Genomic DNA, 22,074 nt, shown 5'->3' with positions numbered 1-22,074 from the left:
CTTAGAACCTCATTGGAGGTCGACGACGATCACCTCGGCTTGATGATTCTCCATCCATAGCATTGCCAAGAACAACTTGGTCGCCCTCCTTCAAACCTGAGAGAATTTCTGCGTTCACTTTGTTGTTAATACCCACTGTCACGGGCTTTTGCACCACTTGGCCCTGTTCAAGCACTGGCACGGTATAGTTGCCTTTGCCGCCAGATTTTTGCAGCACTTGTGAAGGGACAATCAAGGTATTTTCCGATTGCTCAAGGACAATCGAAACTTGCGCAGTCATGCCGATGCGCAAAATACCTTGCGGGTTCTTCACATCAAATACAGCGTTGTAGTAAATGGCGTCGCTATCTGAAATGCTCAAATCGCTGTCATCGCCATCCATGATGGTTGGCCCCGGCTCAATGGCGCGCAATGTACCTTTAAACTGCTGATTCGGTTTGCCTAAAATGGTGAACAGCGCCGTTTGGCCTGGGTGAACAAAAATCACATCGGCTTCCGAAATTTCGGCTTTCACCGTCATCGTAACTAACTTAGCTAACTCGATAATAGTTGGCGTGGTTTGATTGGCGTTTACGGTTTGTCCTTCTTCCACCGCGGTGTAGACCACCGTGCCATCCATCGGTGCGTTGATGGTGGTGTAACCGAGATCTAACTGCGCATTGTCGACGTTGATTTTGGCTTTCTCGATTTCAGCATCCAGTTGCGCTAACTCGGCTTTGTAGATGGCGAGCGTCGCTTCGGCATTCTCGTAATCAGCTCGTGAGCTCGCTTTCGCTGCCAACATGCCTTTTTGGCGCACGTATTCATAGTTTGCTTGTTTAATCTGCGCTTGCTTAGCCTGGTACTGAGCGTTGAGACTATTAAGAGACGCTTGGGCTTCTTTGAGGCTATTTTGCTGAGTCAGGCTGTCAATCTGTGCAATCAAGTCCCCCTGTTTTATCTCATCCCCTAAGTTCACAGCGAGGCGTTGAATTTGCCCAGATACTTGCGCACCTACATTCACCAATTTGGACGCTTGCAACATGCCGTTAGCTAATACCGCCTTTTCGATATTGCCTTTGCGAACGACTTCTGTCGCGTAAGGAGAAATGGGTTCTGGACGTTGCAGATAATGATAACCACCAGCACCAATAGCAAGTAGGCCACACAAAACGAGCCATTTTTTATTGAGTTTCATAGCAGGAGTGAAGTAAATAATCGTTTTGATTTTATACTGCTATTTGTCTTAGCCGTACAGGGTACGAGACGTAAAGATAGGTAAATTAACGTCAAGAAACTGAATGAATAACTTCACTAACGTGAAAAATCAGAGATATTATAGTCACTTCAAAACTTTATTATTCAATACGTATAGCAAAGACCATTTTTAATATAGAAATTCAAGTTATAAGTATTATAAACAAAACTTTTAAATACCAACAAACCAGTAAAAATCTTAACTTATTCAATATGCAATCCATTAAAATTTCATTATGGCCATTTTTAATTATTGAATTTCAAGAGGAGTTAAGTGGCAAGTTAAATAAAAAATACCCACATAACACAGGTAAGACCGAGAGGAGTGTGTCATGTGGGTTTAAACGATAGTTCTCTTGCTGATTCGAACTACCAACGTTGGGATGCAATGGAAATACAAATGACTCAGAGTTTCCATCACGGACACTTTATCGCTGGATTTCCCTCTATTTGTTAGGGAACAGTCAGTACAATAAAAATAGAGAAGTAATACCGCAAAAATAAAAATAGAGGTTCAGGATTTAATTTACACGTAAAATAATTACTATATTCACGCCATGAAGCATTAATAAATTCAATAATAAATATTTATTAAGTTAAATTTACTTATTGTCAGCACACTGTTAGTTTTACTCTTAAATGCACTGGTCAGATTTGTTTATTTTACTAATTTTCGTTGCAATACAACTTCTAATTAATTCATGAGAAAAACATGCAGCGACAATTAACTCTTTCACCGATTTATTTATTAATCGGGTTAGCCTCCTCGACGGCGTATGCCGGTGGTTTTCAAATTAACGAACATTCTGCGACGGGTCTTGGTCGTGCTTTTGCTGGTGATGCCGTCATTGGTGATAATGCGTCTGTAGTCAGCCGCAACGCCGCAGCGATGACGCTGTTTAAACAAAATGCCTTATCGTTCGGTGTCACTTACGTCAAACCTGACGTTACCGTTAAAAATGCGCAATATCATCGAGCTAATATTAATGCAGATGTCAATGTTGGTATGGGCGGTTTTCCTCCGTCCCCTCAAGTTGACATTACCCCGTCCTTCTCTCAAACCGTGACCGACATTGATGACGTCGATGGCGTTGGTCAACCAGCCGTTGTACCCAATTTTTACTTTATTCACCCTATCAACGACGACTGGTATCTAGGCTTATCGGCATATTCCAACTTCGGAACCGACATGGAGTTTAAACCAAACTATGGCGCACCTGTTTTTGGCGGTGTCACCAGCGTAGCGAGTGTCAACCTTGGCGCAAGCTTGGCATACAAGGTGAACGATCGTTTTAGTATCGGTGGTGGTATTGATGTGATTTACGGCTCTGGTGAGCTGTACCGCGATATGGACGTGGGTGTTTGCGTTGGTGAGAACATACTTGGAAACGAACTAGAACAACGCTGTGGATCCGTAAAAGGCAACGCACTTGATGTGGAGGCTGGCGGCATTGGGCTGGGCGCGAACATTGGCATGATGTACGAGTTTAACGAACGTCATCGCTTAGGTTTAAGCTACAAGCACAGCCCTAACATTGATGCCAAGGGTGACATCCACTTTGCTGGCGAATCGTACGACTCGCTTGCTATGCCGCTACCGGATATTGCGGAGTTTTCCGGTTATCACCGCGTCTTACCTAAATTTGCCCTGCACTATTCTGTGCAGTGGATTGGTTGGTCAGCATTTGACAGCTTGAAAGCTGATGATCAGTTGCTAAAAGATTTTCAGTGGCAAGACTCCGCGCACTACTCCATCGGTGCGACTTGGTACGCCAATGAACGTTGGACACTTCGCACGGGTTACATGTTCGACAAAACACCTGTCGATGAGCTGACTTCGCTTTCTATCCCAGATTCGAACCGTCACTGGTTATCTGCGGGTGCCTCTTACCAATGGTCATCAGATACCACGGTTGACATCGGCATGACGTACTTGCTTGGTGAAGATGTCAACGTAGAAGAGTACGCGTATGAAGGTGTTCCTGCACCGATGGTGACGGGCGTTACCCATTCAAATGCGTTCCTAATTGGTACCCAGCTCAGCCACCGTTTCTAATTTGTCAGGCAGTGATCAGACCTCTAGGTCATTGCCTTGTAACAACGCTTATCAAGGCGACCGAACAGAGACATTATTATGAACAAAACACTACTTGCTTTTTCACTCTCACTTCTCACTCTAGGCGCGGCTCAGGCTTCGGAATGGGGCTATGGCAATGACAAACACGGGCCAGAACACTGGGGAGAAATCGCCAAAGACTGCGCAACCACGAAAAACCAAAGCCCAATCAACATCGACAACCCAGCCGACGCAAAACTGGAAGCACTGAACCTTTCGTACACTGGTCAGGTCATTGGTTTAACCAACAATGGTCATACGCTGCAAGCGCAAGTGAACGGACGTAACAGCTTCACCATCGATGGCGAGACGTTCGAGCTGCAACAGTTCCATTTCCACACACCTTCAGAAAACCAAATCAAAGGCCGCCAATATCCACTTGAAGCTCACTTTGTACACGCCAACGCAGACGGCGAGTTGGCGGTAATTTCGGTGATGTTTGATGCTGGCGATCAAAACGCAGCGCTGTCTAAACTGATCAACGCAATCCCACAAGAGAATCAAACCACTTTCTTTAAAGATACTATTGAGATTAACGACTTACTGCCAAAAGCTGCAAACTACTATCGATTTAACGGCTCTTTAACCACACCACCATGTTCAGAAGGTGTGCGATGGTTTGTGCTTAAAGACACTCAAACCTTATCCAAAGATCAAGCCGCGAAACTGATGGAAGTCATGGGACAAAACAATCGTCCGCTGCAACCGCTAAATGCGCGCGTTGTACTTTCTAACTAAACGCCACATCCGATAAGGGGCATCGTATTTGCCCCTTATTTTGATTCGCTCTAACCTCACTTAGTTACAGGAACCCCCAATGAAAACTCCATCTGTTCTGTCACTCTTACTCGCACTCGCCCCGACACTCGCCTTCTCTCATAACCTTTCTGTCGGTCAAACCACCCCTTCCGTCAGCATTGATACCTATGGCGAAATGACGCTGCAAGGAGACGATGTGGCTTATCAACCTTGGGCAACTCAGCAGATGTTAGGCAAAGTCCGTGTGATACAAGCCATTGCAGGTCGTAGTAAAGCCAAAGAGATGAACGCGCCGCTGATGTCAGCAATCACTGCCGCTCACTTTCCTGAAGATCAGTATCAGACCACAACCGTGATCAACCAAGAAGACGCCATTTGGGGAACCGGTACATTTGTTAAATCGTCGGCAGAGGACAGCAAAAAGACATTCTCTTGGTCTTCCATGGTGTTAGACAAAAATGGCGTATTAGCAACAACTTGGGATCTACAGCAAGAAAGTTCTGCGATTATCGTACAAAATAAACAAGGCGAAATTTTATTCGTGAAAGAAGGGGCTTTAACTCAAGACGAAGTCACACACGTCATCGAACTGATTAAACAGAATATCTAAACCTAAGGTAAGGAAAAGCTATGAAACTGTTCAACACCCTCGCACTCTGTCTTTTAGCGGCTGCGGCCTCTTTCCAATCGGTTGCTGGAGACAACGATTGGGACAAGATTGCAGATAAAACCGTCAGTTTTAAATCGGAAACCGACACAGTCAATCCACTGTCCCCATTTGCTAACGCTCGTTTTAGCCACATCAAAATCAAATGTACGCAAGGTACGGTCGATCTGAAAAGCGTTAAAGTAATCATGAAAGATGGTCAGGAAAAGACGTTCGACAGTTTAGGTGTTCTGACTAAAGGCATGTCATCAAGAAGTTTAAGCCTACCAACAAAAGATAACGCGAAATTAGACAAGATCGAGTTGAACTATGAATCGGTTGGCAGCACAGCGCTGCAAGTCGCGGGGGTGACCAAAAAAGCGCAAGTGGAAATCTTAGGTAAGAAAATCGACGAGTAAGCGATGGCTCAACGAACTCACCCAAACTAAAAACAGCGGCACTAGGCCGCTGTTTTCATTAAAAAATCGTCATGGATAACTAAATGAATTTCTTCAGCTTCGCCAAACCATAAGCGGCGATGGTGACACAATCTTTGATTGTGCCGTCGATCATCATCTGTTCGAACTCCTCAACAGAAAAAGCGCGAGTGATCAAATCCTCTTCTTCACTGTCGAGTTGATTGCCCACGTCCGTTAAATCACTGGCGAAGTAGACGTGACATGTCTGATTCAAAAAGCCGTATGCGATAAACTGCGCGCCGACATACGCCATAGCGCTCGCCTGCATGCCCGTTTCTTCACGCAGCTCGCCTTTGGCAAGCTCAAGATGATCCGCATCTGGGTTTGATTCCCACGCCCCTTGTGGGATCTCCCAACAACGTTGACCTACGGTGTAACGGTACTGCTGAACCAAGTGAATCATCCCGTTATCGATAGCCAGAATCGCAGCACAATCAGGTTTGTCGACCACACCATAGATGCCCTCTACGCCGCTCGGACGTAAAATTTTGTCCTCACGCACCGTCATCCACTTATTCTGGTAAACGACTTTGCTGTCTAGCTGTTTGATGTCTGACATGATTATTCCTTGATTTTTCTGAGGGTTACTGCGGAATAATACCCGATTCGGTTACGCCACCAAAATGTTCTTTAGTTCACTCAAAGACTCAACGGTGTAATTTGGTGCGATACGCTCATCGACGCTTGCGCCTGTGGTATTTAACCAGCAAGTTTCAATACCAAAATTATTACCACCCAGAATATCGGAATGCAGGTTGTCACCCACCATCAGTACGCGCGTTTTGCATGGGTTGCCCATTTGCTGCATCGCGTATTCAAAAATACCTAAGTCCGGTTTTGCTACGCCCACTTGTTCAGAGATCACCACTTTATCGAAGTACTCAGTCATCCCTGTGCGCTCAAGGCGAATTGCTTGCAACTCTGTAAAACCGTTGGTGATGATGCCCATTTTGGCTTTGCCTTGCAGCGCTTCCATCAGCTCTTTTGCACCTGGCAACAAGCTGCAAATATCGGCCATTGCTTCTAAAAATGCGCTATTGAGATCTGCTGTTGTGGTATTCAGCTTCTCAGCCCACTCGGTAAAACGCTTATGTTTTAGCTCATCTGCCGTTACTTTGCCGTCTTGGTAATCCACCCAAAGCGGTTTGTTTACGGTTTGGTAATGAGCAAAATCTTGTTCAGTAAAATCTACGCCTTTGCGAGAAAACATAAGCTGTAAACCTTTGAAAGCATCAAAGTGGAATAAGGTTTCGTCAGCGTCAAACAGGATCCAATCGTACTTCATTTTCTTCTTCCCAAAATCAAGGTCGTAATACTGGTGCATAGTCTAGATTGTTTTCTTCTTGAAGATAATCTCTATAATTGGAAATTAATTGTATCCTTGTGCTCAACAATAAATGCTTCACGATAATAGGAGATTGATGTGAACGCGATTGCCTCCCTGCCCGTTTTTGTTGCTGTTGTCGAATGCGGCAGCTTTTCCCTTGCGGCCAAACAGCTGAATCTGACGAAATCGGCGATCAGCAAACGCATCAACCAACTAGAAGACGATTTGGGCATTCGTCTCCTTAATCGAACTACACGTAAGCTGAGCCTGACCGAAGCAGGAGAACGCTATTTTGAGTACGCCTCTCAAGCGCTCAACCTAGCCCAGCAAGGCGTAGACGCGGTATCGGAACTGCAAGGCTCGCCACAAGGTCGGCTCAAAATTACCGTGCCGATGTCTTTCGGTGTGCTGCATATCGCGCCTTTGATCAGCGAGTTTCTCGCTCGTTACCCGAAAATTGAAGTGGATTTAAACCTCGAAGACAAAATGGTCGATTTGGTTAAAGACGGTTTTGATTTGGGGATCCGTATTGGTGAACTCACCTCTTCCAATCTAATCGCAAAACGTCTCGCCCCTTGTAAAAGTGTGCTTTGTGCCTCACCAGATTACTTAGCGGAGTTTGGAACACCACAAAAACCAAGTGATTTAGTCGGTCACAACTGCCTGCGCTACTCCTATTTCCGTGGCGGCGTCGAATGGATGTTCATCAACAACGGCAGCGAATACAAGGTACTTCCAAAAGGAAACTTTATCGTCAATAACAGCGAAGCCATTCGCCAGTTGCTGTTAAGAGGTTCGGGCATTGCTCAACTGCCAACATTTATTGCAGGAAGAGACTTTGCCGCAGGAAATCTAAAACCGGTGATGGAAGAGTACTCTCTACCAGAACACGCCATTTATGCGGTGTTCCCTGAGCGCAAGCACATGCCGTTGAAAGTAAGAGCCTTTATCGATTTTATCAGCGAAAAGCTCGGCACAGATTTACCTTACTGGGATCGTTACAATAGCCCAGAAAAATAACCATATTGATGATAAGTGAGTGAGATTTCACTACTGACACGTTCTGACATTCCATCCGCGTAACCTTATTTGGAACTCAACAGGCAATCCGCCAAAACCAATAAGGAATCACAATATGGAAACCGTTATCGAAACTGTGCAATTTCGTCTAACCGCAGGCACAACAGAGCAAGACGTGATCGCCGCTGCCAAACAGTCACAAACGTTTATGAAGAATCTGCCGGGCTTTTTGTATCGCTCACTCAGTCACGAAGCGACTGACGGTGTGTGGACAGACATCATTTACTGGCGTTCAATGGACGATGCAAAACAGGCGGGAAAACAGATTAAGCAAGCCGTTGAATTTCAGCCTCTGTTATCAATGATTGACTGCGAAAGCTTCGAGCTTAAACATCACAACTTAAAAATGTGCAGTGAGCTAGAGAAGTAATCAGCCACACTACCACTAACAACCAGTAGGTCTAGATAAGGAACATCATGAGCAAATCAGAACGACTGTTTGAGCTACTGACGCTTCTGCGCGCAAAGCGTTACGCCGTGACAGCGAAAGAGCTCGCAGAAAGAATGGAAGTTAGCGAACGTACGATTTATCGCGATATTCAGTCGTTGCTTAGTTCTGGTGTTCCGATTCAAGGTGAAGCAGGTGTTGGCTACCTGTTGCAAGCTGGCTCTCATCTGCCGCCTTTGATGTTCTCAGAAAAAGAGATGATGGCGCTTGAACTGGGTATGCGGATGGTTCGAGCCTGGTCGGATGTTGAACTCGCCGAAGCGTCTCACTCTGCGTCCACCAAAATACTTTCGGTATTGCCCGATAAGCTCAAACAACAAGTGGAAGATTGTCCGCTGATTGTGCCCGATTATCACACCCAATCCGAGACTGCCAAACGAGGGCAGCTTCTGCGCCACGCGATTGATCATCAGTTTAAGGTCAGTTTGGATTACCAAGATGAAAGCGGACAAGTGACCGAAAGAAAAATCCAACCGTTAGGCCAGTTCTTTTGGGGCAAAGTCTGGACGCTGGTCGCCTGGTGCGAATTGCGCGATGGCTACCGCCAGTTCCGCCTCGACCGTATCCAAGCACTGCGTATGCACGATGAAGAGTTTCAGAGTGCGGAAACCAAATCTCTCAAACATTATATTGCGCAGTATGAATCGAAAGATTGAGTGTTCTTCATCCTTCCATCACAAGGATTCTAAATTGCTCTGCTCAATGCGAGATATTTGGAAAGGCACATTTAGTTAAACTAATGTTTCATTTTTAACAGATGCGCAACCAACCTAAGATCGTTAACTTAAGTAGCACGTCAACCACACCGGAGCGTGAAGCTATGAAAGTACTGATTCAATACACCCAAGCAGGGAAATATCGAGATCAAGCGTGGGAGTCTTTAACTCTTCGATCTAAAGGTGATATGCAGGCAGTTACCCCTTCTTATGCTGCCCAACTTATCGAACAAAGCAAAGCGACACTTGTGATGACAGAAGACGGACAGATCATCTTTCACTCCTAAATTCCATCAATCCTATGACGAAAAAGGCCTGCATTGCTGCAGGCCTTTGTATGAGTGAATTAAGAGTTATTTACTGGAAACTCACTGCCGTTGGTAGGCGATCAAGCATCTTGTAGTAATCACCAGCCACAGCGCCGATATCACCACGCAAATACGCTTGGATCATATTGAGATCTTTCAGCCAAAGTTCTTTGTCAGCATCTGAAGACGCCATGTACCCTGCGTACACATTGTCGACCGCGAACATCATGTCTTCGGCGTGATCGTTGTAAATCAATAGCATCGCATCAGTGTAGGCTTCGAACGCTTTCAGCTCATCGTGCGCTTTACCACCTTTGTAGCTCAATGTGCCCGAAGTTGCATCGATGACCAAATCACCCGAAGTCACATTCGCTGTCGTAAAGTTGATGAAAGACTGGCTAAACGACAGCACACCTGCCGCGATATCCGCATCAATGGTTCGCTTCATTGCGTTGACCATTGGTGCATCCAGCAACAATACAGGATCGTGGAACGCTGGGACAATCGCTGTTCGGAATGGCCCCCAAGCACTATCGATGCTCTCTGCAACCTTGTTTAGTGTTGCAGGCTCATAGCTATCTAGGTACGTTTTTAGATCGTAACCTTTGGACGTCACCAGTTGATTTGCGTAGTCGTAAGCCAGCTTGTTTGCTTTTGTTGCCACAAACTTCTCGCCGTCGATAACAAACTCAACCTTGTCACCTGCGATGATACCGTAGCGGTCTTGCTGTTTCGTAAACGTATCAAACTGAGATTGACCACGAGTCTTCACTGTGTAGTCGTAAGACTTCATTTGGCGCACACCCATTCTCAAGATGACATCGCCAACACGTCCGCGGCCTTCTGCACCAATATCAAGGAATCTTGCAATACCACGAGGCATTGGTGGTAGGGACTCCATTTGCTCAGTGATGTGTAGGTTCACGGTAACACCTTTTAGATTGGTGTATTCCTTACCGTCTTTACCCACCAATTTAACTGGCGTATTTAACGCGTCATTTGCCACGATGTTGCCCATGATGTCTTCGTATTCAGCTTGCACCCCAGGGATATCAAGCAGCGATGCAAAGCTCACCTCATCGGTAAAACGGTTCGAGAATCGACGTGCTAAGAAGTGGCTCGCCAACGCTTTGTCTGGCCAGTTGCCCAACACAGACACCGCATTTGACCAAGGGTAATCCGGGTCAAAGCTACCAATTGAGTTTAGGAAGCGTCCATTCGCAGTTTCCGCAACAGCTATATAGCCCTCATCTGAATCTTCGATAAAGCGTGCTGCCAAATCATCAAAACAGCTGGCTGTTGAAAGATCGTAATCAGCCGGAATTTGGTGTGAGTTGTTGTCTAACAGTTGACCAAAAGAAATCACTTTTTGGTTGCCTGCCGCATTTTCTATCACACATTGATGCTCTGGTGTGCGCAAGATATCAAGGAAGAACGCCGCGGATTTTTTCGCCCCATTCGCGTAATCACAGAACCATGAGTTATCGGCTTTGCCTTCGCTACAGTATTGAGGGTTTGAAGCAAGGCGCAATAAGAAATCACCCGGCTTATCCGTTGACGAAGTGTAACCCAGGTTGGTGTACAGGTTATCGATGCGCTCAAGATCTTCCATCTTGTCACGGATAGCGCTCATTTCCATGTAACGGCGCACTAAGTAACCAGGATAATCGGACGAGAATAATCCCGTGGTCCCATATAACTCCAAGTTGCGTCGATCATAGCTATCGAGATAGTTCTGCCACTCGTAAGAAACAATTTCTTCTAGGTTTGTACCTTCGTCAAAACGGTTACAGTCGCTGTTTAGAGAAACGTTCCCATCGGTACAGAAATCGTAAGACTTACGCTCAATTTCATTCACTTTATCTAGGTAGTAAAGTGCGCCATAACGAGTTTTCGCATTCAGTTCAGGATCATCAGACAACGCAGCGATATCGAATCGGCTAAAGTCACAGTTGTAGAGTGATTTGCCTTTCTCGTCCCCCGTTAGCGCCTTCACTTCAGAACACACCATCAGCGATGTGTTGTCTGGATTGTTGCCAAACTTGTATGCAAAGCTTTGTTGGTAGGCTTGCTGATCAGCGAGGTAACGAGCATATGCCGCTTTGTCTTCATCGCTCGCACTGTCTGCCGGTTTCGCAACAGGTGCAGGAGCTGAACCTGAAGAATCTTGAATCGTCTCGACTTTACGGCCGTAGCCGAACTTAAACGCCGCAATGTCGTACAGACCCCAAGTTGGCGTTTCATCCAACATGCTTGGTGCGTAGTCCATTGTCGAACTGTAAGCAGGAATGTTGTTCAAGCCGAGTTGATGCGCTTGCTCTAGCGTGTAGTAGTTCGCTTTGTCATTTGAGCCTTTAAAGTTATGGCGCAGACCCATGTTATGACCAAGCTCGTGAACAAGCGTATTGCTGTAAGTCGCAACCGTAATCGCATCTGCTGCTTTCACTTGCAACTCTTTTGGCAGGTATTTCCAACGCTTAAGCTGACGCGATACTTCGTTACCTGCGTCATCAAGTTTGATCTCAAAGTAACGCTCGTCATCCAACTTCAAGTTGTCCAACATGGCCTTGTTGGTTGAAGAAACCCACGACGCTTCGATTGGATAGACGTTGTTCTCTGCCCAGAAAGACAAACGGTTCTCTTCAGCTTCAACCACCTTTTCAAACTCCATGTCATCATTGAAGTTTTTCATTAGCTGAGTTGGGCTCTTCGTCGCTGCTTTTCCAAAAACGATGTCTTCTTTTGAAACGAGCGGCGCATGAATGTTTTCATCCGATTTCAGGCTCGCCATCGCCGCCATTGTAGAAAGCGCTTCAATTCTATCCGCAACTTCTGTTTTCACAGATTCGCTGCTGGTTGGCAATGGATCTAAGCCATCTAAGTCCAGTTGATTACGATTATAGAAACGCGCCAAGTTATCCCAATAGAAAGGCACACCCGTTCTTGCAACGCCTGCGTATTGGTTCACGTGGCCTTTGATGATTTCCCCCGTCATCGGGTTAGAAACCGACGGGCCATAGCCAAGCAGACCGTTCGCTAAAGGCTCGTCAATCAGGTTAATCACGTTGTAACGCAGATCTCCTGGGTGAATACCAGCCGCTTTGGTTTTGTTCACAATCTCGATTTCAGGCTTGCCTGCATCCGCCCCAAATACATTCAGCGCTTGGTTCATCTTGTCGATCGATTGCAGCGTTGCATCCAAGAACAACTTGTTCTTCTCTTCAAAGAAATTGTCGCTCAAGTAATATTTGATAGAGCCTTGATCTGGGTTGAAACGATTGAGGTAAACCACATCACGGTCGTATTTATTCGTGACTGGGTTAAGCTTTTTCGTCGACGTGGTGAAGAAACCAATGTCGTTCTCATCACCCACAGGGTACAAGATCGGTTGGTAACCTTCGGTTGCCACTTCACTTTCGTGCACTAACGAGTAGTAGAAACGAGATTTAAACGCGCCATCCACAAGCGCTTCATCCAAGCTCGCTTTCGTTGCAAAGTTGATGTAGTCAGAAATATTATCTAAATCGATACGGAACGTGCGCTCTAGTTCGAAATTGAGAAGACCGTTTTTAGGGTCAAAGTCCCACGAGATCAATCGTGGTGCGCCAATTTCATCAATGCCTTCGGTAATGCCATACAGATCTTCCATATTGAATTCTGCAATTTCGAGATCTTCAGGACGAGGAGTGAAGTGGGTTTTCTTCTTGTAGTTTAGGCTTGCGTCTTCGTTGGTTTCTTCTTTGTTGGTGCAATCACCATGCGCGTCTTCTTGACAGCGATACGCCGCAAAGTCACCCGGAATCGTCAGCACTTGCGCGAAGTTAACGCCGTCGTCATCTGCGACAAATTTCTCTTCACCGCAGTAGTTATTAGCATCTTTGCTTAGATGCGCGTCTGGGTAGTTTTTATCGTAACTGCGAACTTCCAGACCTTCTTTGGTAAAACAAAGCTCAACGTAACGAGGTGAACCTTGCAAGAATGGGAATTGGTTCAGAGCAAAGCGTGGCGCGGCACCAGTCGTCGGAACGTAAAACCAACGACCGTCTTTAAGATCTTTTACTGCGACTTCTTTTGCATCTCTTTCGACATAGTCATACGCCTGATCATCTGCGCCACAGCCAGCAAGCGCGGCCGTTATTGCTGACACCAGAGTCAATTTTTTAAACATTATTTGGATATCCTTAATTGTTGTTATTTTCCTAGAAGGAGTAAGTCACTGTCACGATGTAAGACGCTTTCTCTTGGTCCAACAAATCGATGTTGCCCAAGGTGCCTCGCTCTGCATCTTGATAGAAACCCGTTGATGATGCCGCGAGTAGCAATGACCAGCTTTCATCAAACTCGTATGTGCCGTACAACGCCCCCTCATACTGCCAACTGCTTCTGCGCGTACCTTGATAACTGATGCTGTTACCACCTAACGCCGTAATCCCCACTGCGAACGATTCCCACGACTTTTCCGCAACAGCAAACAACGAGTAAGTCCACTCAGTCAGCGAGCGTCCACCCATGGTTTTGTATTCGTGGAAATTTTTTCTCAGTCTTGGCGAAACCGAAAAATCGACGCTCCAAGCTGAAAAAGAGATCGGCACATCTAAACGAACCGCGGTGTGCAGTTCATCTTTACGAGATGTTTCTGAAGTTGGAATGGTGAGCTGACCCGCAACGCCGATTTTCCCTGTATCTCCAAAGCGATATAGGTTCGTGTATTGCAAGCCCAACACCGAATCTGTCGCGTAGGTGCCGACTTCATCTTCTAGGGCACGATAGCCCCCCGTAGAAAAATAGGCTTTTGTGTCGCTCGAAAAGGAATAAACGAGATCGCCTCCCCACGAGAAATTGCGGACAGAACGGTAGTCGTCTTTATCGTAAATGTTTGTATCGTAAGATAGGTAAACGGCCCCACTAAACTTACAAACAATACAGGACGTATCTCCTTCATTTTGTGTAGATTCAGGCGTGCTAGTGCTATCAATTACACTCGTTTCCACCGCGAATGATGGCGCTGAAAACAGCGTACCCAACAACATTGCAAGCGGCGTCATCATCCACTTTGTTGTGTGCTGCATGTTTTGAAACTTCCATGAGAATTAAGTTCATTTGAATAAACTTAAAGACAAACAGATTATTGGGATGAAATTCCATAAAAATTCAGATAATCAACCCCAATAAACCTATCAACCATAAAATTACTCTTATGGTTAAATCCTTATTTAACTTTTTAATACTATTTATCTGAGTATTGTTGCGTTCTACTTTGCTTAAAAACGTACTTTAAAATGACTTTTTATAAATAAAGCCACACACCACAACATTAAAGAAGCAGCAAAGCAACGTCATTAAAACAAAAGTTAAAAGACAATTATTATCAACAACTTAAAATCAACAAAAACAGTTAAAATGAATGAGTAAAAATGTATAAGTTAAAATACAATAAAAATACAAGAACATCATTCCGTTTAATTTTAGTCGTTATTGTATTGAGAGAGTTTAATTTTCAATTTCTAAAATTGGTGGGATACACATAAGAGAAATCATCAAAACCATCCGTTGTTAATAATGAATTTCGCATTTAAAACAAAAGATAGAAACAAGATCAAATTCATGTTTTCTAATATATCCATTCAACCTTTCACAAGTTTGAATAGAAAATCAAACCTTTAGTCAATCTAAAAACAAAAAAACATTCACCAAGTGAATATACAAAAGATAAATCAAAACTAAATAGCACATACGGTCAGCATATTTGTGAATTACTATTCATTAATTATTTTTTTATAAATTAAACGTTAATGTGACCAATTTCACACAATTGCGCTACATACAACATAAAGCAAACGAAATTTAAGTGTTTACTGACCCAAAACGTGTCGATAGAACAGAGTTTAAACATCGAGCTGAAACACGTATTTCCCACCAAAATTTATTATATATAGCAGTGAGTTATCTGTATCCAAGCGGTTAAAATGCGTACTGATGTGACTCATATTTGAGAGAGGAACACAAGAAGAGCAAAAGCACTAAAAGAGGATGATGCGACTTGAATAACCAGTGCTTCAAACCGCACTTATGAACTTATGCAGAGAAAGAAGGACTATCAGTTACTATTGAATGGTTTTATGACCACAGTTTTCGCAGATCAAATGACGTTCAAATTCATCCATAGAGGCAAGGAAGGCGCCGAATACTACACTTTTGAGAAAGCCAGCGATGAACTCTTTCTTTTTGCGATTTTTATCACCTTCAAAACCACTTTTTTTTCTAACTAACACCACGACATGATGCGTTTCTACCCCACATGTAGGGCACATGAGGACTTCTGTCTTGTTCGACATCTTAGACTCCTTGATGAATTATCCCTTTCTGCTGGCATGATTCTCTTACGCCTGTAAAGCGAGTCATCATGCCATCACTATCGATTCTTACTCTTCTTCGTTGAGACGACGAATCAACTTAGCTGGCGTGCCTCCGTATAGACAATCTGGCGGCACATCATGGTTAACGACCGAGTTCGCCGCAATCACCGAGCGAGCGCCAACTGTTACACCTTGGTTGATGACGGAATTTCCGCCAATCCACACATCATCTTCAATCGTGATAGGTTTACAAAACGTTTCCCAACGTCGACGACTTCGGTAATCAACAGAATGAGAAGCGGTATAAAATTGCACGCTCGGTCCAATGAGCACGTGGTTCCCGATGGTAATTTTGGCACCATCGAGCATGACCACGTTCATGTTGATAAAGGTTTCTTCACCTATTTCGATGGTCTTACCAAATTCACAATGAAAAGGGGACTGGACAATACAACGGCCTACCTTGCCAAATAGCTGCTTTTGCAATTCGTCGCGCTGACTTTCGTCGGTGTTATTATTAAGTGCTCTAAGTGCTTGAAGAGCATGGCTTCTAATGGCGTCAATTTCTTTGTCCATGCCATCAAAGACCTGGCCAGACATCATTTTTTCTAGTTCTGTCACTGGAAGACTCCTACAACCTGCAATTACTGCTTTCAGATTCTTCACAAGGTACGTGAATTGCGAAATAAAAAAAGAGAAAAGCCCGGACTTTTCTCTTTCCTGTTTTTATATTTTGTGGAGTCTGTCGGCTTACACAATTTCCCAGCTGTGGGTCATCTCAACACCTTCACCTAGCATTAAGCAAACCGAGCAGTATTTTTCTAGCGAGTCAGCCGCCACTTTTGCTACGACTGCTGGGTCAAGCTCGTCACCTGACACTTCAAAGTGGATATTCACTTGCGTAAAGATACGCGGTGCGGTTTCACGACGCTCTGTGGTTAGCTTGGCATTAACTGACGAAACCTTTTGGCCTGCTGTTTTCAAACCATCAACAACATCGACAGAGCTACAGCCACCAGCAGCCATTAGTACCATTTCCATTGGGCTTGGTGCGGTTGCACCACCATTGCCATCCATCACTACGGAGTGGCCCGACTGAGATTGCCCAAGGAATTTAAAATCTTCTATCCATTTAACTTCAGCTTGCATGATTTACCTCATTTAGCATCGCTTATTCAAGGCATCGTTGCCCTTACTAGCGGTGTGTTTCTTGTCGATACTTTAGCTCTATCGCATAAAAGGGCAACGGAATTTTCAACATTACTGTAATTTTTTCGCTCGGTTACCTTTCTCTATACGTAACACTTTTTATTTAAGTAACACTTTCTACAAAAATAACGATGAGGTAGCTATGAAGAATATGTCTAAGTTATTGGCCGGTTTCTCCTTCGCACTTCCAGTCTTGTTTCTACTATTGAGTAAAACAGGTACCGCCGATACGATGGATAAGCTGAAGGCTTCAGAGAATACAAGAATCGCAACGCTAGCTGGCGGTTGTTTCTGGTGTACAGAATCGGATTTAGAGCAACTGCCCGGCGTAATCGATGTTGTATCAGGTTATTCAGGTGGTCATATTGAAAACCCGACTTACCGCCAAGTCTCTTCTGGTAAATCTGGTCATATTGAAGTGATTGAGGTGAAGTACGATCCTGCTGTTGTGAACTACGAACAAGTGCTGGATTACTTCTTCCGTCATATCGACCCTACCGACGATAAAGGTTCATTTGTTGACCGTGGTCCTCAATACCGTCCGGCGATCTTCTATCATAATGCGGAGCAAAAGCAGATTGCTAAGCAGTTTATGATGGAAATCGACAAGGCGATGATCTATCCAAAACCGTTGAAAACAGAGCTGATCGAGTTTGAAAAGTTTTACCCTGCGGAGTCGTATCATCAGGATTACTACAAGAAGAGTAGCCTGAAGTACAAATACTACCGCTACGCATCAGGTCGCGATAAATATCTCGACGAAGTATTTGGTGAAGATCGAAAAGAAAGCCCTAAAACACTTCGACAGTTGATTGAAGAAAAAAAGCTGCTTTCGAAAGTGAAAGTGTACAGTAAGCCTGCTCAGTCTGAAATCAAATCAAACTTAACAGAGCTACAGTATTACGTGACGCAAGAAGAAGGCACGGAGCGTCCGTTTGATAATGAATACTGGGACAACAAAGAAGCGGGAATTTATGTGGATATTGTGACCGGTGAACCGCTATTTTCTTCTACTGATAAATACAAATCTGGCACAGGTTGGCCAAGCTTTACTCGACCAATTAACCCGGGTTACATCGTGGAGAAAACCGATTATAAACTACTCTACCCTAGAACGGAGATCCGCAGTAAGTTTGGTGATTCACACCTAGGTCATGTGTTTAAAGATGGTCCGAAGCCGACGGGATTACGCTATTGCATGAACTCTGCTGCGATGAAATTTGTACCTGTGAACAAGATGGCGAGTTTAGGCTACGGCGATTACCTGTACCTATTTGATAAGTAGTTTTAACCAAATTAGGAGTGAACATTCAGCGCGATGAAAGGTTTTAAATCCAACCTTCCCATGAAAGTCTGTCCGGTCTGTCAGCGCCCATTTTCTTGGAGAAAGAAGTGGGCGCGAAATTGGGAGGAAATCGTTTATTGTTCTGAGCGTTGCCGAAGAAATAAATCAACGAAAACGTAGGTCACTCCGACCCTATCTGGAGTATGTTATTTCATTTGTATTAACGTTTGTACGCGTTCTCTTACCAAGGTAATAACGTCCCATCATAAGCCCAAAACGCCCCGCTATCTTGCGGGGTTGCTTTTTCTATCAAGCCTAATAAATCCTTAGCAACTCGCTCTGGCGTGAACAACTTTCCCTCTGGGACATTGGTTTGAAAAGGTGCCGACAAAGCGGTATCTGTGGTGCCAGGGTGAAGTGAAAGCACCGTGCCATGTTTGACCACTCTTTGCCATTCGATCGACATGGTTTTTAGGAACATGTTTAATGCGGCTTTCGATGCTCGATAGCTGTACCAACCACCTAACTGATTATCGCTAATGCTGCCAACTTTGGCCGAAATGGTCGCAAACTTGGGTGCAGTACTGCGCTTTAGCTTGGGCGTGAAGTATTTCGCCAACAGCAAACTTGGCAAAGTATTAACCGTGATGGTTTGCTGAAAGAAGTCTGCGTCGAGCGAGCTAAGATTCTTCTCAGGACCTTTCTCTTGGGTGTGCAACATACCAACACAGTTCACCAACCAATCGACGTGTTCAATCTGCTCACTGAACGCTTTTACCTGCTCGTCTTGCGATACATCCACTTGATGCCAAACGACATTTGGGTGTTGCCAATCTGGTTGCTGCTTACGATAAGTGGCATGCACGCGAGCTTGAGGAAACCGAGCTGCGGCTTCTCTCACCATCGCCAAACCAATTCCACCATTGCCACCGACGATGAGTATTTCCATCACAAGTTCTCCACGTTTTCTATGTAGTGCTCTGCGGTATCAAGAATCGCTTGGCGTTGTTGTTCTTCCATGTTGTCCCAAGAGCGGAAAATCATCCCGATTCGTGGATTGGCTGCGAGGCGCTTGTCGTGTTTGTTCATAAAGCGCCAATAAAGGCTGTTAAACGGACACGATCCTTCCCCACTCCTCGCCTTATTGTCGTAATGGCAACCCTTACAGTAGTCGCTCATTTTGTTGATGTAAGAACCACTCGCCGCGTAAGGTTTGGTGCCAACAATGCCGCCATCCGCAAACAATGCCATGCCACGTGTGTTCGGCATTTCGACCCATTCAATCGCATCAACATAGATACCGAGATACCACTCATCCACTTGATCTGGGTCGATCTCGGTTAGCAAGCAAAAGTTACCAGTGACCATCAATCGTTGGATGTGGTGTGCGTAGGCGTAATCGAGGGACTGCCCAATCGCATTGCGCATACAAGCCATTTTAGTTTCACCATTCCAGAAGAAATCTGGCAGCTTTCTTTCTGCGCCCAATTCGTTGTTTTTCGGGTAATGAGGCATGTTCGCCCAATAGACCCCTCGAATGTACTCTCGCCATCCTAAGATTTGGCGAATAAACCCTTCAACTTGAGAAATGTCGATGTCCGCGTTGGAATGAAATGCCTTGAGTGAAGCATCAATGACTTCTCTCGGGTGCAGTAATTTGCTGTTAAGCGAGAATGAAATTCGGCTGTGATACAAGCTCCACTTAGCGTCGTGCTGGCCTGTCATGGCATCTTGAAAACGTCCGAATAACGGCAGACAGACTTGGCAGAAATGCGCGAGTAAAGAGAGGCTTTGCGCGCGATTAATCGGCCACAACAAGTCCCCTTCGAGATTTCCGATGGTTTTGATGTCATGTTTTGCCAATCGCTCAATAATGTCGCTTACGTCGGTACTGAACATCAAAGGTTGTGGAAGTTGTTCAATGTCTTTGGCTTTGAGCTTGTTACGATTATTGGCATCGTAATTCCATTTTCCGCCGATGGGCTTTCCGTCTTGCATCAAGATGTCGAAGCGCTTGCGCATACGACGGTAAAAGTGCTCCATCATGATGTGTTTGCCTTGAGGAAACTGCGATTCTATTTCCTCAAACGGCAACAAAAAATGTTCCGAGTCGACACAACGCGTCACGACCCCATCAAGCTTTAGTTTGACTAACTGCTCCAGCAGACGGTATTCATCCGGGCGTTGATATTCAAACTTACTTGCACCAACTTCACTCGCGTAGTGTTGCAAGACTTGCTCAAGATCGTCGAAGGATTGTGTGTCATCCAATGTGAGGTACAGAACTTGGTGACCTTCACTCTGACGCTCTTTCGCAAACTGTTCCATTGCAGAAAAGAACGCACACACTTTCTGAATATGGTGCGTGACGTATGTATTCTCTTGCTTGAGCTCTGCAATCAGGTAAAGCACTTGCTCATCAGGTTGCTGAAACCAAGAGTGCTCACTGTTAAGTTGATCGCCCAAGATCAATCGTACGGTTTCAAATTGCATTACGGTTTCTCCGATGACGAAGCTTTGTCACTGCTGCCCATCACAATCGGCCAATCGACCATGTCTACACTATCCAAATGCGCGCCAGGACAACGACCTTGCCACCTATCGATGAACTCCATGTGCGGATCGTACATTTCGGTTTGCTTTTCGAGGTTGAATTGTCGTGAACCACGCGGATCAGCACCAACGCCCGCTAGGTATTGCCAATTTCCCCAGTTTGATGCCACATCGTAATCAACCAGTTGTGACTCAAAGTACGCCGCGCCATAACGCCAATCGAGGCCAAGTTCATGCACCAAACAACTGGCGACTAACTGTCTGCCACGATTCGACATATAACCCGTTTCATTAAGTTGGTGCATACACGCATTGACGATAGGAAATGGCGTTTCACCTTTCTTCCATTGTTGAAAACGGTGCGCGTAAAAGCTGGTGAGTGGTGCTCGATTTTGGATGCCACCGAATCGGAAGAGCTGTCGCTTGTATCGACGGGCATACCAATAAAAGTATTCACGCCAAAGCAGTTCGAAGTAAATCCAGTAGGTTGAATCATTTGCACCATTCTCCGCTTCATAACGTTTCAACATGGCATAAATAGTTTTCGGAGAAACGCACCCATGAGCTAGCCAAGGAGAGAACTTGGTGGAGTAATCCATGCCATCTAAACCATTGCGTGTTTGTTTGTATTCACTGGCTAGTGTGGAAGCAAAATACTGGCGACAATGTTCAAGCCCGCGGCTTTCTCCACCATGAAACGCAGCTTTTGTGTCAAAGTAATATGCAGTAACGGAAGGAAGATTCACACCTAAGGGAATTGGAGGTAACGAACGGACACTCTCGTGGGGCCGAGAGATGTCTAAACCTTCAACTTGCTTTCTAAACTGCGTGAAAGTGGTAGGCAGATTGCTCAAGTCAAATGGCAGTTGTTCTTCCCTTAACAGGGTCCGGATTGCTTGCTGTTTTATTTTTACATGAGACGCGCCTTCAACTGCGCGATCTAACGCTTGTTGCTCATCCGAACCGGGAAAGGCGTCAGCATATATATGTGTGACGCCGAAGCGATTAACAGCATACTTGATTGCTTGATCGGGCGTTAGTTCAACCGCCCATAATCGCTGACCAAGGTGATTCAAAGATTGATTGAGTTCACTAAGCGATGAGTCGAGAAACTGCAATTTCGCGCGCCCGAAAGAGGCTTCCTGCGCAAAGTGATGCAAGTAAGGCGTCATTGAAGGGTAGCAATACAAGCAAATTAACTCGTCCATTTCTACACTGGCGCTTTTCAACAGTGGGTTGTCGTGCAATCGCAAGTCGTTCGTGAACCAATAAAGTCCTATTTTCTTTTTCAATTCGCACCCTCAGATGTTAATTCTTCGTCTACGAGTTCTTTTCACGGAGACCCTGACGTTAAGCCTTTTGATTTACTTGCTTTTATACGAAAACGAGAGTTTGACGATCATTAGGTTACTAACGTTCACACGGAATCCATTTGCTGGATATCTCAAAACACGCAATACCACCAAATTCCTGTACATGTTTCATACTGATATTTTATAAAATTTGAATCCAACGGTATTGATCACGATCTTAATCACTCATTTTCTATATAAACC

At 44.9% G+C, this 22,074-nt stretch carries 21 protein-coding genes; 10 read left to right on the top strand and 11 right to left on the bottom strand.

Features of this window, described 5'->3' with window-relative positions:
- Position 1 precedes the first annotated feature (1 nt).
- Positions 2-1,177, bottom strand: a complete 1,176-nt coding sequence (locus R7Q48_RS00420) for an efflux RND transporter periplasmic adaptor subunit (RefSeq protein ID WP_318132101.1) — start codon at positions 1,175-1,177, stop codon at positions 2-4.
- Between the two features lie 771 nt (positions 1,178-1,948).
- On the opposite strand from R7Q48_RS00420, the gene R7Q48_RS00415 reads away from it, so the two are divergent.
- From R7Q48_RS00415 to R7Q48_RS00400, 4 genes are all read left to right on the top strand, one after another.
- Positions 1,949-3,292 carry an OmpP1/FadL family transporter gene (locus tag R7Q48_RS00415; RefSeq protein WP_318132100.1) on the top strand — a complete coding sequence of 448 codons (1,344 nt, stop codon included), beginning with the start codon at positions 1,949-1,951 and terminating at the stop codon, positions 3,290-3,292.
- A gap of 78 nt (positions 3,293-3,370) precedes the next feature.
- Complete coding sequence (locus tag R7Q48_RS00410) at positions 3,371-4,090, top strand: carbonic anhydrase family protein (RefSeq protein ID WP_318132099.1); 720 nt, start codon at positions 3,371-3,373, stop codon at positions 4,088-4,090.
- A gap of 79 nt (positions 4,091-4,169) precedes the next feature.
- Positions 4,170-4,721 (top strand): YtfJ family protein, encoded by a 552-nt coding sequence (locus R7Q48_RS00405; RefSeq protein WP_005374105.1) that lies wholly within the window; start codon positions 4,170-4,172, stop codon positions 4,719-4,721.
- A 20-nt stretch (positions 4,722-4,741) separates the two neighbouring features.
- The gene (locus R7Q48_RS00400) at positions 4,742-5,176 is read left to right on the top strand and encodes a hypothetical protein (protein WP_258644767.1); all 435 of its coding nucleotides are present in this window, start codon (positions 4,742-4,744) and stop codon (positions 5,174-5,176) included.
- A 79-nt stretch (positions 5,177-5,255) separates the two neighbouring features.
- On the opposite strand, the gene R7Q48_RS00395 is transcribed toward R7Q48_RS00400, so the two are convergent.
- Positions 5,256-5,795 carry an NUDIX hydrolase gene (locus R7Q48_RS00395; protein WP_318132098.1) on the bottom strand — a complete coding sequence of 180 codons (540 nt, stop codon included), beginning with the start codon at positions 5,793-5,795 and terminating at the stop codon, positions 5,256-5,258.
- 51 nt (positions 5,796-5,846) lie between these two features.
- Positions 5,847-6,521, bottom strand: coding sequence for a pyrimidine 5'-nucleotidase (gene yjjG / locus R7Q48_RS00390; RefSeq protein WP_005374109.1), 675 nt, complete (start codon positions 6,519-6,521; stop codon positions 5,847-5,849).
- A 138-nt stretch (positions 6,522-6,659) separates the two neighbouring features.
- Between yjjG and R7Q48_RS00385 the strand changes: the two genes are divergently transcribed.
- The 4 genes from R7Q48_RS00385 to R7Q48_RS00370 all read left to right on the top strand — a co-directional run bounded on the left by R7Q48_RS00385 (position 6,660) and on the right by R7Q48_RS00370 (position 9,094).
- On the top strand, positions 6,660-7,583 hold the full coding sequence (locus tag R7Q48_RS00385) for a LysR family transcriptional regulator (protein ID WP_053307145.1): 924 nt from the start codon (positions 6,660-6,662) through the stop codon (positions 7,581-7,583).
- A gap of 115 nt (positions 7,584-7,698) precedes the next feature.
- Complete coding sequence (locus R7Q48_RS00380) at positions 7,699-8,013, top strand: hypothetical protein (protein WP_318132097.1); 315 nt, start codon at positions 7,699-7,701, stop codon at positions 8,011-8,013.
- 47 nt (positions 8,014-8,060) lie between these two features.
- A complete protein-coding gene (locus R7Q48_RS00375; protein ID WP_213867539.1) occupies positions 8,061-8,747 on the top strand; it encodes a helix-turn-helix transcriptional regulator in 687 nt (228 codons plus the stop codon).
- A 164-nt stretch (positions 8,748-8,911) separates the two neighbouring features.
- Positions 8,912-9,094, top strand: coding sequence for a hypothetical protein (locus R7Q48_RS00370; protein ID WP_005393690.1), 183 nt, complete (start codon positions 8,912-8,914; stop codon positions 9,092-9,094).
- Positions 9,095-9,164: 70 nt separating this feature from the next.
- Here R7Q48_RS00370 and R7Q48_RS00365 read toward each other — a convergent pair whose 3' ends face one another.
- From R7Q48_RS00365 to R7Q48_RS00345, 5 genes are all read right to left on the bottom strand, one after another.
- The gene (locus tag R7Q48_RS00365; protein WP_262656186.1) at positions 9,165-13,283 is read right to left on the bottom strand and encodes a M66 family metalloprotease; all 4,119 of its coding nucleotides are present in this window, start codon (positions 13,281-13,283) and stop codon (positions 9,165-9,167) included.
- A gap of 31 nt (positions 13,284-13,314) precedes the next feature.
- Complete coding sequence (locus R7Q48_RS00360; protein ID WP_005384146.1) at positions 13,315-14,184, bottom strand: hypothetical protein; 870 nt, start codon at positions 14,182-14,184, stop codon at positions 13,315-13,317.
- A gap of 1,035 nt (positions 14,185-15,219) precedes the next feature.
- Positions 15,220-15,450 carry a hypothetical protein gene (locus tag R7Q48_RS00355; RefSeq protein ID WP_085569221.1) on the bottom strand — a complete coding sequence of 77 codons (231 nt, stop codon included), beginning with the start codon at positions 15,448-15,450 and terminating at the stop codon, positions 15,220-15,222.
- An 87-nt stretch (positions 15,451-15,537) separates the two neighbouring features.
- Positions 15,538-16,092 (bottom strand): sugar O-acetyltransferase, encoded by a 555-nt coding sequence (locus R7Q48_RS00350; RefSeq protein ID WP_031780875.1) that lies wholly within the window; start codon positions 16,090-16,092, stop codon positions 15,538-15,540.
- A 129-nt stretch (positions 16,093-16,221) separates the two neighbouring features.
- Entirely contained in the window at positions 16,222-16,620 is a 399-nt protein-coding gene (locus tag R7Q48_RS00345; RefSeq protein ID WP_172563698.1) for an OsmC family protein, read from the bottom strand.
- Between the two features lie 202 nt (positions 16,621-16,822).
- On the opposite strand from R7Q48_RS00345, the gene msrB reads away from it, so the two are divergent.
- Entirely contained in the window at positions 16,823-17,965 is a 1,143-nt protein-coding gene (gene msrB / locus R7Q48_RS00340; RefSeq protein ID WP_167415760.1) for a peptide-methionine (R)-S-oxide reductase MsrB, read from the top strand.
- Positions 17,966-17,998: 33 nt separating this feature from the next.
- Complete coding sequence (locus R7Q48_RS00335) at positions 17,999-18,145, top strand: DUF2256 domain-containing protein (protein ID WP_005374142.1); 147 nt, start codon at positions 17,999-18,001, stop codon at positions 18,143-18,145.
- A gap of 61 nt (positions 18,146-18,206) precedes the next feature.
- On the opposite strand, the gene R7Q48_RS00330 is transcribed toward R7Q48_RS00335, so the two are convergent.
- Genes R7Q48_RS00330 through R7Q48_RS00320 form a run of 3 tightly spaced genes read right to left on the bottom strand, consistent with a single transcriptional unit; the run spans position 18,207 to position 21,810 of the window.
- Complete coding sequence (locus R7Q48_RS00330; protein ID WP_017819732.1) at positions 18,207-18,914, bottom strand: SDR family oxidoreductase; 708 nt, start codon at positions 18,912-18,914, stop codon at positions 18,207-18,209.
- Positions 18,914-20,458, bottom strand: a complete 1,545-nt coding sequence (locus R7Q48_RS00325) for a cryptochrome/photolyase family protein (RefSeq protein ID WP_318132096.1) — start codon at positions 20,456-20,458, stop codon at positions 18,914-18,916. Before R7Q48_RS00325 ends, R7Q48_RS00330 begins: the two co-directional genes overlap by 1 nt.
- Complete coding sequence (locus R7Q48_RS00320) at positions 20,458-21,810, bottom strand: DASH family cryptochrome (RefSeq protein ID WP_213886221.1); 1,353 nt, start codon at positions 21,808-21,810, stop codon at positions 20,458-20,460. Before R7Q48_RS00320 ends, R7Q48_RS00325 begins: the two co-directional genes overlap by 1 nt.
- Positions 21,811-22,074 lie beyond the last annotated feature (264 nt).

Source organism: Vibrio sp. 378 (assembly GCF_033339435.1).
The sequence above is the reverse complement of the archived record's forward strand: the minus strand, read 5'-3'. Positions and strand labels throughout refer to the sequence as shown.